Genomic DNA, 12,819 nt, shown 5'->3' on the forward strand with positions numbered 1-12,819 from the left:
TGGCACGGGGCGACCGCACATCAGGCCTGGCGCAGCGCCGCCACGCGCTGGGCCAGTTTCTTGGCGGAAATGCCGGTTTTCGCGCCGAGCTCCTGCGCGAACAACGACACCCGCAGTTCTTCCAGGTCCCAACGCAGGGCCTGCCACTGCGGGCGCTCGCGCAGGCCACGGGCCTGCGCTTCATCCAGCGCATCCAGGAACGGCCGCAGCTCCAGCATCCGCGCCTGGTCGCGCGGCGGATCGCGCTTGGCGCGTTCGCTGCGCAGGATCATCGCGCGCAGGTAGCGCGGGTACTGCGCCAGCGCATCGGCTGGCGTTTCGCGCAGGAAGCCCGGGTGGACCAGCGACGCGAGCTGCTGCTCCAGGTCGTCCAGATTGCCACGCGCCCAGCCCATCAACGGCGCCTCCAGCAGCGGCTTGAGTTCGGCCACATGGCCCAGGATGTTCTCGGCCAGCTTCAGCCGCGCCATCGCCTCGCCGAACAGTTCGCGGCCGGCGGCGTCGCGCCGTTTGGCGAACGTGCCCGGATCGCGGATCTCGCCCAGGCCCTCGGCCAGCACGGCATTCATCGCCGCATCGACGAGGTCGCCGCGCAGGCGCTCCTGCGACTCGATCGCCGCATACAGCAGCCCGGTCTTGGGCGGCACCGGCAGCTGCTTGCGCGCCTGCTTGGCCTTGTCGGCCAGCGCGATCTCCAGCAGGCGGCGCACGCCGCGCGGATGCTGTTCCAGCGCTTCGTTGCGGTCGGCGAAGATCCGCAGCGAGGCGGTCTCGCCCGCATCGACCAGGGCCGGATAGGCCGGCACGCCGGCTTCGCCGGGCACCTGCAGCGGGATCGCGGCGGCCGGGAACTCGCGCAGCCCTTCGGCCGCGAGCGCGCGCCCGGCGCGCTGCGCGAACGCATCGCCGGCCTGCTCGCCGAAGCGCGCGCGCAGCGCGTCCAGGTCGCGGGAGGTGGCCAGCAGCTTGCCCTGCGCATCGTGCAGCCGCAGGTTCATGCGCAGGTGCGCGTCCAGCGCGGTTTCGTCGAAGTCCAGCGCACTCACCTGCGCACCGGTGGCACGCGACAGGAAACGCGCCAGCTCACCGCGCAGGTCGTCTGCGGTCGGCGCCGGGAACGCTTCGGCGAAGGCACGGCCGAAGTCTGGCGCCGGCACGTAGTTGCGGCGCATCGCCTTGGGCAGGCTGCGGATCAGCGCCGAGGCCTTGTCGGCCACGAAGCCCGGCGCCAGCCACGACAGCCGCGCCGGGTCCAGCGCGTTGAGCAGGTGCAGCGGCACGTCCAGGCTGACGCCGTCGTCCTCGCTGCCCGGCTCGAAGCGGTAGTGCAGCGCCAGCCGCGCGTCGCCCAGCGGCAGGTACTTGGGATACCGCTCGGCATCGCTGCCCTCGCCGGGCAGCAGATCGCCCAGCGACCACGCCAGCGCGCGCCGTTTTTCCGGGGCCAGGCCCTTCCACCACGCATCCAGGCCGGTGGCCGAGTGGATCTCGGCCGGAATCCGGTCCAGATACCAGCGGGCCTGCCAGTCCTCGTCGGCGACGATGCCGGCGCGGCGCAGCTTGGCTTCTTCCTCGCGCGCCTGCTCCAGCACCTTCAGGTTGTCGGCGATGACGCTGGCGCGGGTGTTGATCTCACCACTCACCAGTGCCTGGCGCACAAAGATGTCGTGCGCTTCGCCCGGCGCGATGCGACCGTAATGCACCGGCTTCTTCGGTGCCAGCACCAGCCCGAACAGGCTGATCTGCTCCGAGGCCAGCACCTGGCCCTGCGCGCGCGACCAGTGCGGGTCGAAGTGTTTGCGCAGCAGCAGGTGCGGCAGTTCGGCGATCACCCAGTCCGGCTCGATCGCGGCGTTGGTGAGGCCCCACACCTTCTGGGTGTCCAGCAGGGTGGCGGCCAGCAGCCACGGCGGCGGACGCTTGGCCATCACCGAGCCCGGGAACGGCAGGAAACGGCGCTGGCGCGGGGCCAGGAAGTCGCCCTTGTCGCTGCGGTGGCCGACCTGGGTGGGCAGGCCGGCGATCAACGCGCGGTGCAGGGTCTGGTAGGCGTTGGCGCGGACGCGTTCGCTGAAACCGGCGCGCGCATCCTCGGCGGGTGCAGGCGCAGCGGCGGGCGCGGCGGCGGCGGGCGTTTCGCTCTTGCCCTCACGGGCCAGCCGCGCGGCTCGGTGCTGCTGGCCACGGGTGGCCTTGGCCTTGGCCGCGTCATCGCGTGCCGGCGCCGGCGCCGACGAGCCGGCCAGCAGCGGCGCCATCGCGGTGTCCACCGGCTCCTCGTTCCAGCCCAGTTCCTCGCACAGCACGCGCAGCTGGCGGTGCAGCTCGCGCCACTCGCGCATGCGCAGGAAGCCGAGGAAGTGGCGTTCGCACCAGCCACGCAGCTTGGACTGGGTGAGGTCTTCGTGGGCTTGGCGATAGCCTTCCCACAGGCGCAGCACGCCAACGAACTCCGAACGCCCGTCGGCAAACAGTGCATGCGCGTTGTCGGCGGCGGCGCGGGCCTCGGGCGGGCGCTCACGCGGGTCCTGGATGCCCAGGAACGAGGCGATCACCAGCATCGGCCGCAGGCAGCCCTGCGCCTGCGCGGCCACCAGCATGCGCGCCAGCTTGACGTCCACCGGCAGCCGCGCCATCTGCCGCCCGATCGGGGTCAGGCGGCGCTCGGCATCCACCGCACCCAGTTCGCCCAGCTGCTGCCAGCCGTCGGCGATGGCGCGCTCATCCGGCGCTTCCAGGAACGGGAAATCCTCGATCCGGCCCAGGCCCAGCTGCAGCATCCGCAGGATCACCCCGGACAGGCTGGAGCGGCGGATTTCCGGGTCGGTGAATTCGGCGCGCGACTGGAAATCGGCCTCCGAATACAGGCGGTAGCAGATGCCTTCGGACACACGCCCGCAGCGACCCTTGCGCTGGTTGGCGCTGGCCTGCGAGATGTCCTCGATATGCAGCCGGTCCAGCTTCTGGCGCGGGCTGTAGCGCTTGACCCGGGCCAGGCCGGGGTCGATCACGTAGCGGATGCGCGGCACCGTGAGCGAGGTTTCGGCCACGTTGGTGGCCAGCACGATGCGGCGCTTGCTGCCCGGGTTGAACACCAGGTCCTGGTCCTTCACCGACAGTCGCGCATACAGCGGCAGCACGTCGGTTTCGCGGTACTTGCGCCGCTCCAGCGCCTGGTGCGCGTCGCGGATCTCGCGCTCGCCCGGGAAGAACAGCAGGATGTCGCCGCGCGGGTCGCTGCGGGTGATCTCGTCCACCGCGGCCACCACCGCATCGTTGACGGTGCGCTCGCCGTCGCGGCCGCCGTCCGCATCGCCGCCGCCCTCGCCTTCCAGCGGGCGGTAGCGCACTTCCACCGGGAAGGTGCGGCCTTCCACACTGATCACCGGCGCATCGTCGAAATGCTGGGCGAAACGCGAGGTGTCGATGGTCGCCGAGGTGACGATCAGCTTGAGGTCCGGACGCTTGCGCAGCAGCTGCTTGAGGTAGCCGAGCAGGAAGTCGATGTTGAGGCTGCGCTCGTGCGCTTCGTCGACGATCAGCGTGTCGTACTGCGACAACCAGCGGTCGCTGCTGATTTCCGCCAGCAGGATGCCGTCGGTCATGAACTTGATGCGGGTGTCATCGCCGACCCGGTCGGTGAAGCGCACCTGGTAGCCGACCGTAGCGCCGAGTTCGGAATGCAGTTCCTGCGCCACGCGCGTGGCCACCGCACGTGCGGCAATCCGTCGCGGCTGGGTGCAGCCGATCATGCCGGCCACGCCGCGCCCGGCGGCCAGGCACAGCTTGGGCAGCTGGGTGGTCTTGCCCGAGCCGGTTTCGCCGGCGATCACCACCACCTGGTGGTCGCGGATCAGCGCGGTGATGCGCTCGGCTTCACGCGCAATCGGCAGGCTGTCGTCCAGAGTAATCGATGGCAGGTTCTGCGCCCGCGCCTGGCGCCGCTGTACCGAGGCCTGCAGCGCCTGTTCGAAGGCCGCCGCAACGCCCGCATCGGCCGGCTTGGCACGCAGGCGCGAGAGCAGGCCGAGCAGACGACCGCGGTCCCGGCTCATGGCCCCGTCAATGGCGGCCTGCTGCGAAGAGAAGGACGAAGCGGCAGGTTGTTTGATAGCTGTCATCAATCGAATCGTTTAATACGTATGAGTACTACTGAAGGTTAGTCTGATCTATTGTGAAGACCATCCACTCCACGAAGAGGAACTCCCCCATGGCGAAGACCAAATCCCCGGCCAAGCCCAAGGCCACCAAGCAGAAGCTGGCTGCCTCGACCCCGTCCCTGCCGGCGGCGCCCTCGGCCCCGAACATCGATATCGGGATCAAGGTGGGCGATCGCAAGAAGATTGCCGACGGGCTGGCGGCCTTCCAGGCGGACGCGTTCACGCTCTACCTGAAGACCCACAATTTCCACTGGAACGTGACCGGCTCGATGTTCAACTCGCTGCATGTCATGTTCGAAACCCAGTACACCGAGCAGTGGGCGGCCCTGGACGACGTGGCCGAGCGCATCCGCGCCCTGGGCTTCAACGCCCCCGGCTCGTACCGCGAGTTCGCCGCCCTGACCTCGATCGCCGAGGAACCGGGCCTGACCAACAGCGCCGACTGGCGTGAAATGGTACGCCAGTTGGTGGTTGCCAACGAGGCCGTGTGCCGGACCGCCCGCAAAGTGCTCGACGTGGCCGACGACGCCCCGACCGAGGACCTGATGACCCAGCGCCTGCAGACGCATGAGAAGTACGCCTGGATGTTGCGCTCCCTGCTGCAGTAATCCCTCTGGGGCTTTGCCCCTGCGGGATTTCCAAGGTTCCGCTCCGCGAAACCTTGGACCCTGCACAAGTCGCCGGCCACAGCCCCCGCGCCTGTCGGCGCGCCCCCCTTGACTCAAGGGGGGCTCCTCGGCCGAATGGTCTCCCACCCACGTTCAGATCCGGCATTGGATGACCCGCGTCCAGTCGCGCTGGCCTGTAAACTAGCGCGATGTCTTCCCGCCCCGCGCACGAACTGCTGCACCGCATCTTTGGCTACGACGATTTCCGCGGTCCGCAGCAGGCGATCGTCGAGCATGTCGCGGCCGGTAACGACGCGCTTGTCCTGATGCCCACAGGCGGCGGCAAGTCGCTGTGCTACCAGGTCCCTTCCCTGCTCCGCGACGGCACCGGCATCGTCATTTCGCCGCTGATCGCGCTGATGCAGGACCAGGTCGAAGCCCTGCGCCAGCTCGGCGTGCGTGCCGAGTACCTGAATTCGACCCTGGACGCCGAAACCGCCGCCCGGGTCGAGCGCGAACTGGCCGCCGGCGAGCTGGAACTGCTGTACGTCGCGCCCGAGCGGCTGCTGACCGGCCGCTTCCTGTCGCTGCTGGCGCGCAGCCGGATCGCCCTGTTCGCCATCGACGAAGCCCATTGCGTTTCGCAGTGGGGTCACGATTTCCGCCCCGAGTACCGCCAGCTCACCGTGCTCCACGAGCGTTGGCCGGACGTGCCGCGCATCGCGCTGACCGCCACCGCCGACCCGCCGACCCAGCGCGAGATCGCCGAGCGGCTGGACCTGACCAACGCCCAGCACTTCGTCAGCTCGTTCGACCGCCCCAACATCCGCTACACCGTGGTCCAGAAGGACAACGCCAAGCGCCAGCTGCTGGACTTCCTGCGCGGGCACCGCGACGAGGCCGGCATCGTCTACTGCATGTCGCGCCGGAAGGTCGAGGAAACCGCCGAGTTCCTGTGCAAGGAGGGCATGAACGCCCTGCCCTACCACGCCGGCCTGCCGGCCGAAGTGCGCGCCGCCAACCAGCGCCGCTTCCTGCGCGAGGACGGCATCGTCATGTGCGCCACCATCGCCTTCGGCATGGGCATCGACAAACCCGACGTGCGCTTCGTCGCGCACACCGACCTGCCCAAGTCGATGGAAGGCTACTACCAGGAAACCGGCCGCGCAGGCCGCGACGGCGAGCCGGCCGAGGCCTGGCTCTGCTACGGGCTGGGCGACGTGGTGCTGCTCAAGCAGATGATCGAGCAGTCCGAAGCCGGCGAAGAGCGCAAGGCGCTGGAGCGCTCCAAGCTCGACCACCTGCTGGGCTACTGCGAATCCATGCAGTGCCGGCGGCAGGTGCTGCTGGCGGGGTTCGGTGAAACCTACCCGCAGCCCTGCGGCAACTGCGACAACTGCCTGCTGCCCCCGGACGCCTGGGATGCCAGCGTGGCCGCGCAGAAGGCACTGAGCTGCGTGTACCGCAGCGGCCAGCGCTTCGGCGTGGGCCACCTTATCGACATCCTGCGCGGCGGCGAGAACGACAAGATTCGCCAGTTCGGGCATACCGAGCTGAGCACCTACGGCATCGGCAAGGATCTCGATTCGCGCACCTGGCGCAGCGTGTTCCGCCAGCTGGTCGCCGCCGGCCTGCTGGAAGTGGACAGCGACGCCTACGGCGGCCTGCGCCTCACCGACGGCAGCCGCCAGGTGCTGAAGGGCCAGCGCAAGGTGATGATGCGCCGCGAAAGCCCCAAGACCCGCGAGCGCGAGCGCAGCGGCCAGCGCACCGGGCTGTCCGTGCTGCCGCAGGACCTGGCCCTGTTCAACGCATTGCGCGGACTGCGCGCCGAGCTGGCCCGCGAGCAGAACGTGCCGGCCTTCGTGATCTTCCACGACAGCACCCTGCGCAACATTGCCGAACAGCGCCCGACCAGCATCGACGCGCTGGGCCGGGTCGGTGGCATCGGCGGCACCAAGCTGTCCCGTTACGGCGAGCGGCTGGTCGAGATCGTCCGCGAAGAAGGCTGATGCCGCTGCGCCCTGCCAGACCCACGTCCAGACTTGAACCTGCCGTTCAGGCAGGGGTGCGCACACACCGCGTTGCCGGTAAGGTGGCGCCCATGTCTGCCGGTGGCCTGCTCCTGCGCGTGGTCTTGATGCTCAGCCTGTTGCTCAACGGGCTGAACGCGGCCATGGCCGGGCCCATGGTGCTGGAAATGGCGCAGGCGCCCGCCGTGCAGCAGGCCGCCGCGCCGCCCTGCCACGGCGAAGGCCACGCGGCCCTGCCCACCGCCCCCACCGGGACCGACGACACCCAGGCCCCTGATGACAGCGAGCACTGCAAGATCAAGGACTGCCTGCGCAACTGCGCCCAGCAGCCCAGCCTGACCGCGCAGATAGCCTGGCTTCCCCTCCCCCCGCCGCTGTTCCAGGCGCCGTTGCCGGTCGCGTCCTCCCGCCTGCCCAGCCTGCCGCTGGACCGGATCACCCGCCCTCCCATCGCCTGAGCGCGCGTTCACCACGAACGCCTGCGTAACGCGATGCCGTGCTCCTGCACGCGCGTCCTGTCGGCACCTGTGCGTGCCCTTTGGATCCGGAGTTGCAATGTCCCACCCCTCTTTCCCCGGCGCGGGCGCCCCGCCGCTGCCGTCACGGCGCCTGTTCGTGCAGGGCCTTGCCGCTGGCGGCGTGGTCGCCGGCCTGGCCGGTGCCACCCTGCCGTCGCGTGCGCTGGCCAATGCCGGCCCACGCGTGGCCACCGCCCCGCAGGTGCTCACCGGCGAGCAGTTCCAGCTCAGCATTGGCGAGTCGCTGGCCAATTTCACCGGGCGCACCCGTCCGGCGATCACCGTCAACGGCAGCCTGCCTGCGCCGATCCTGCGCTGGCGCGAAGGCGACACCGTCAACGTGCGCGTGGCCAACACGCTGCAGGGCCACCCGACCTCGATCCACTGGCACGGCATCCTGCTGCCGGCCAACATGGACGGCGTGCCGGGCCTGAGCTTCAACGGCATCGCCCCGGGCGAGGCCTACCAGTACCGCTTCACCCTGAAGCAGTCCGGCACCTACTGGTACCACAGCCATTCCATGTTCCAGGAACAGGCCGGGCTGTACGGCGCGCTGATCATCGACCCGCTGCAGCCGGCGCCGTACCGGTACGACCGCGAGCACGTGATCCTGCTCTCGGACTGGACCGACATGGACCCCGGCGCGCTGTTCCGGCGCATGAAGAAGCTGGCCGAGCACGACAACTACTACAAGCGCACCCTGCCCGACTTCCTGCGTGACGTGCGCCGCGACGGCTGGTCCGCCGCCACCGCCGACCGCGGCATGTGGGGCCGGATGCGGATGACGCCGACCGACATTTCGGACGTCAACGCGCACACCTACACCTACCTGCTCAACGGCACCACGCCGGCGGGCAACTGGGCCGGGCTGTTCCGCAGCGGCGAAAAGGTCCTGCTGCGCTTCATCAATGGCGGCTCGATGACCTACTTCGACGTGCGCATTCCCGGCCTGAAGATGACCGTGGTCGCCGCCGACGGCCAGTACATCCACCCGGTGAGCATCGACGAGTTCCGCATTGCGCCCGCCGAAACCTTTGACGTGATCGTCGAACCGACCGGCCAGGACGCCTTCACCATTTTCTGCCAGGACATGGGCCGCACCGGTTTCGCCGCCGGCACCCTGGCCGTGCGCCACGGCCTGCAGGCACCGATCCCCGCGCGCGACCCGCGCCCGTTGCTGACCATGAGCGATATGGGGCATGACATGTCGGGGCATGGTGACATGGGCCATGACATGAAAGGCATGGAAGGCGGCTGCGGCGCGAACATGGGCCACGCCGGTCACGGCAACGCGCAGGGCAGCAGCAAGGCACCGCGCCACGCGTCCAGCGAGGACGGAAACCCACTGGTCGACATGCAGAGCATGGCCACCGAGCCCAAGCTGGACGACCCCGGCATCGGCCTGCGCGACAACGGCCGCCAGGTGCTGACCTACGGCGCCATGCGCAGCCTGTTCGAGGATCCCGATGGTCGCGAACCATCCCGCGAAGTGGAACTGCACCTCACCGGGCACATGGAAAAGTTCAGCTGGTCGTTCGACGGCATTCCCTTCGCCAGCGCCGAACCGCTGCGCCTGAACTACGGCGAGCGCATGCGAATCGTGCTGGTCAACGACACCATGATGCAGCACCCCATCCACCTGCACGGCGTATGGAGCGACCTCGAGAATGCGCAGGGCGACTTCCACCTGCGCAAGCACACCATCGACATGCCGCCCGGCACCCGCCGCAGCTACCGCGTGCGCGCCGACGCACTCGGCCGCTGGGCCTACCACTGCCACCTGCTGTACCACATGGAAGCGGGCATGATGCGCGAAGTGAGGATTGAAGAATGAGCACGATTCGATCCCTCCTCCCGCAGGTACTGGGTGCTGCGCTGCTGGTTGCGCTGGCAGCGCCGGCATGGGCGCAGTCGCACAACCATGGCGAAGCTGCATCGCAGGATTCGCAGGCACCGGTCGATCATTCGAAGATGGACCACGGCAACATGGATCATTCAGCCATGGGGCATGACAAGCCTGCCGAGCCGAAGGTCGATCATTCGGCGATGGACCATTCAAAAATGGACCACGCCGCCATGGGTCACGCTGTTGCACCCTCCACGCCGCGCGAACCCATTCCGGCCGTCACCGACGCCGACCGCGCCGCCGCGTTCCCGCCCATTGATCACGGCGCGATGGAACACGCACCGGAGATCCACAGCCTGCTGTTGATCAACCGCCTGGAACAGTGGGACGGCCAGCACGGCACCGGCCAAGCATGGGAAGCCAGCGGCTGGGTCGGCGGCAACATCAACCGCCTGTGGCTGCGCAGCGAAGGCGAACGCAGCGGCGGGCGGACCGGATCGTCCGATCTGGAAGTGTTGTACGGGCGTAGCGTGTCGCCGTGGTGGGACGTACTGGTAGGCGTAAAGCAGGATTTCCGTCCGGCGGAGTCCCGGACCTGGGCCGCCCTCGGCATCCAGGGCCTGGCCCCGTACAAGTTCGAAACCTCCGCCACCGCCTACGCCGGCGACGGCGGCCAGCTGGCGGCCACGCTCGAGGTCGAGTACGAACTGCTGCTCACCAACCGCCTGATCCTGCAGCCACTGGTGGAAGCCACGCTCGCAGCGAAGGACGAACCGGAGCATGGCATGGGCTCGGGCCTGAACAAGGTGGAGGCCGGCCTGCGCCTGCGCTACGAGTTCAGCCGCCGCTTCGCGCCATACATCGGCATCAGCCACGAACGCTTGTTCGGCGACACAGCGGACTACCACCAGGCCGCAGGCGAACACACCCGCGACACCCGCTGGGTAGCCGGCGTCCGCCTCTGGTTCTGAGGGCCCCGGCCGTACGCTTCGGGTTCCGACGCCCCCGTGTAGGGACACGCCATGCGTGTCCTCGCGGTGCCGGATCAACCTAAACTCCCGCACCGCGCCTCGAAATCTCCCATGACCACCACCATCCGCCGCGCAACCCCAGCAGACGCCGATCTGTTGTCCGAACTCGCCATCACCACCTACACCGAAACCTTCGGCGACTCGTACCCGCCGGAGGACCTCGCCGCGTTCCTGCACGCGCACTACTCCCCCGAACCGCAACGCCGGGAACTCGAAGACCCACGCAGCGCCGCTTGGTTGCTGTTCGACGACGACCACCCCATCGGCTACCTCGCCGCAGGCCCGAACAGCCTCCCCCACGCAGACGCGCAGGAAGGCGACATCGAACTGAAGCGGCTCTACGTCCTGGCCAGCCACCAAAGCGGCGGCCACGGCGCCCGCCTGATGGACGCTTTCCTGGCATGGCTGGACCAGCCGCAGCGGCGCACCCTGTGGGTCGGCGTCTGGTCGGAGAATTACGGCGCGCAGCGCTTCTACGCACGCTATGGATGCCAGCAGGTAGGCACCTATGAATTCCCGGTGGGCGACAGCCGCGACCTGGAATTCATCCTGCGCCGGCCCTGATCAGGACCGGCGCGGACACCGCCGCAGCGGTCAGAAATCAAACAGGTCCGACAGGAAACTCTCTTTCTTCTTCTTGCGATACCCATGGCCATCGCCATGGTGCTGCTGGCCCAGGTGGCGGGTATCCCGGTGCTGCACGTATTCCTGCTGCTGCGGCGGCGCGGCCGCGCGGGCGGGCGCAGGTGCGGCGGCACCCACCGAGCGCTCGATGATCTTGTCCAGCTCACCTCGGTCCAGCCACACGCCACGGCATTGCGGGCAGTAATCGATTTCGATGCCCTGGCGCTCGGACATCACCAGCGCTTGGGTCGTGCAGACGGGGCATTGCATCGGTTTTGGCTCCATTCGGGGTCAGAAAGCGACTGTACCGTGGCCTACCTGACCGGTTGGCAACAGCGCAACGCGCCCGCAACACGCTTTGCACGGCCCGCTCACCTTCGCCTCCCCATACTTCCGCGCCACTCCACCCGTCCTGCCAGGGAAATCCGCGTCATGCTGTTGTCCAAGCGCCATGTAGAACCGCGCGTGCTGTTGATCGAAGACACCGAAGACACCCGCGAACTGAGCCGCATGGCGCTGGAAAGCCAAGCCTGCGAAGTGGCCGCGGTCAGCACCGCCGAAGCCGCGCTGGGCCTGCTGCAGGCCGGCGAGCGCTTCGACCTGGTATTCACCGACGTCTGCCTGGGCGGACTGAGCGGCATCGAGGCCGCGCACCGCATCCGCCAGCAGTTCCCCAGCCTGCCGGTGCTGGTGACCTCCGGCCTGCAGCCGGACCGGGTCACCCCGCACCTGGCCCCGGGCATCCACTTCCTGCCCAAGCCCTACTCGATGAGCGAACTGCTGGACGCCATCCGCGCCTGTTTCGGCGACCACGAGGTCGACCGCGCCGCCTGAGTCAGCGTTAGTCGCGAGGCTTATAGCTTTTGTTGCCCGCCGGGGTCAGACAGTAGCGACCTCCGCGTGGGCCTGTGCAAAGCCGACCGCTACTGCACGGGCAGCTCCCTGCTGTGGCAGGTGCCGCTCTGGCAGGCGCCAGTTGCGCCCCGATGCCACCCGCCGTGCAGATCTTCTTCGATGCGCTGATCGATCCATCATTGCAGACGAAAGAACCGCCTGCGCAGTGGGAGATACCGCCCTTGGCGCCTGAACAGGGTTTGTTGCCCGCAAAGGCTGGACTGGCAGCCAGCCCCAGGAACAGCAACAGCAGACACAATTGCCACGTGCGCATGGGGCCCCTACCTCCAGCACGCCCGATCGGCGCAGAAAAATCCTACCCTTTCATGCGGATTTCATCCAAGTCTGCGCATCGTTTCCGAACGGGGATGACGCTAGTGCCCCGCCGCCTCTGACCGGACTCCCGAACATGCAGACCCGATTGCTGCTGGGCACTCCCTTGTTGTTGCTGGCCACCCTTGCCGACGCGCGTGCCGACGACTTCGTCACCTGCGAAAGCCGCGACAACCGCTACCAGTCCTGTTCATTGCCGTATGCCGGCTATGTGACGCTTGATCGGAAGCTCTCCGGCGCCGACTGCCGCCAGGGCCGCAGCTGGGATTACGACCGGCGCAACGTCTGGGTGGATGACGGTTGCCGCGCCTCGTTCCGGGTCAGCAACAACGACCGGCACAACGACCACGACGACGGCAACCACGATGCCAAGGTGGCCGCTGGCGTGCTGATCGGCGCTGCCATCCTTGGCGCACTGGTGCACAACGCCAACAAGGACGACCAGCGCTACGACGACGACAACTACCAGGGTGCTCGCCACAACTCGTACGTACCGCAATGGATGGTGGGCGAGTTCGAAGGCTACAACCCGATGTACAACGCCGACATCCGCATGCGGATCGAATCCGATGGCCGCATGAGCGCGCAGGCCCGGGGCCAGAACCTGTCCGGCTGGGTCAACGGCGGCCAGCTCAACGTAGGCAACAGCGTGTTCGACATCAGCCAGAGCCGCGATGGCTTCGTCACGACCGAAGTGGGCGATCGCCAGAACGAAGTGCGTTACCACCGCGTACGCTGAGTGACGCGCTCCTGCCGTAGAGCCGGGCTCTGC

General features: G+C 68.2%; 10 protein-coding genes. 8 read left to right on the forward strand and 2 right to left on the reverse strand.

Annotated elements, in window-relative coordinates; all coding sequences use genetic code 11:
* Nucleotides 1-20 precede the first annotated feature (20 nt).
* On the reverse strand, nt 21-4,121 hold the full coding sequence (hrpA, locus tag HGB51_RS06325; RefSeq protein ID WP_070206969.1) for an ATP-dependent RNA helicase HrpA: 4,101 nt from the start codon (nt 4,119-4,121) through the stop codon (nt 21-23).
* An 89-nt stretch (nt 4,122-4,210) separates the two neighbouring features.
* Here hrpA and HGB51_RS06330 point away from each other — a divergent pair, with 89 nt between their 5' ends.
* The 6 genes from HGB51_RS06330 (at nt 4,211) to HGB51_RS06355 (ending at nt 10,760) form a co-directional block, all read left to right on the forward strand.
* Nucleotides 4,211-4,768, forward strand: a complete 558-nt coding sequence (locus tag HGB51_RS06330; protein WP_070206970.1) for a Dps family protein — start codon at nt 4,211-4,213, stop codon at nt 4,766-4,768.
* A gap of 209 nt (nt 4,769-4,977) precedes the next feature.
* Nucleotides 4,978-6,780 carry a DNA helicase RecQ gene (gene recQ / locus HGB51_RS06335; RefSeq protein WP_070206971.1) on the forward strand — a complete coding sequence of 601 codons (1,803 nt, stop codon included), beginning with the start codon at nt 4,978-4,980 and terminating at the stop codon, nt 6,778-6,780.
* A gap of 92 nt (nt 6,781-6,872) precedes the next feature.
* Nucleotides 6,873-7,259, forward strand: a complete 387-nt coding sequence (locus HGB51_RS06340) for a CopL family metal-binding regulatory protein (protein WP_070206972.1) — start codon at nt 6,873-6,875, stop codon at nt 7,257-7,259.
* A 97-nt stretch (nt 7,260-7,356) separates the two neighbouring features.
* On the forward strand, nt 7,357-9,153 hold the full coding sequence (locus tag HGB51_RS06345; protein ID WP_070206973.1) for a copper resistance system multicopper oxidase: 1,797 nt from the start codon (nt 7,357-7,359) through the stop codon (nt 9,151-9,153).
* Nucleotides 9,150-10,136, forward strand: coding sequence for a copper resistance protein B (locus tag HGB51_RS06350; protein WP_070206974.1), 987 nt, complete (start codon nt 9,150-9,152; stop codon nt 10,134-10,136). The genes HGB51_RS06345 and HGB51_RS06350 overlap by 4 nt, the downstream gene beginning before the upstream one ends.
* Before the next feature lie 111 nt (nt 10,137-10,247).
* Nucleotides 10,248-10,760 (forward strand): GNAT family N-acetyltransferase, encoded by a 513-nt coding sequence (locus HGB51_RS06355; protein ID WP_070206975.1) that lies wholly within the window; start codon nt 10,248-10,250, stop codon nt 10,758-10,760.
* Between the two features lie 30 nt (nt 10,761-10,790).
* Here the strand turns inward: HGB51_RS06355 and HGB51_RS06360 are convergent, their stop codons facing one another.
* On the reverse strand, nt 10,791-11,090 hold the full coding sequence (locus HGB51_RS06360) for a TFIIB-type zinc ribbon-containing protein (RefSeq protein WP_070206976.1): 300 nt from the start codon (nt 11,088-11,090) through the stop codon (nt 10,791-10,793).
* Nucleotides 11,091-11,252: 162 nt separating this feature from the next.
* Here HGB51_RS06360 and HGB51_RS06365 point away from each other — a divergent pair, with 162 nt between their 5' ends.
* The gene (locus HGB51_RS06365; RefSeq protein WP_070206977.1) at nt 11,253-11,654 is read left to right on the forward strand and encodes a response regulator; all 402 of its coding nucleotides are present in this window, start codon (nt 11,253-11,255) and stop codon (nt 11,652-11,654) included.
* A gap of 469 nt (nt 11,655-12,123) precedes the next feature.
* Nucleotides 12,124-12,786 carry a DUF3011 domain-containing protein gene (locus tag HGB51_RS06370; protein ID WP_070206978.1) on the forward strand — a complete coding sequence of 221 codons (663 nt, stop codon included), beginning with the start codon at nt 12,124-12,126 and terminating at the stop codon, nt 12,784-12,786.
* Nucleotides 12,787-12,819: the final 33 nt, after the last annotated feature.

Source organism: Stenotrophomonas bentonitica, from assembly GCF_013185915.1.
In the GTDB taxonomy this organism is placed as follows: domain Bacteria; phylum Pseudomonadota; class Gammaproteobacteria; order Xanthomonadales; family Xanthomonadaceae; genus Stenotrophomonas; species Stenotrophomonas bentonitica.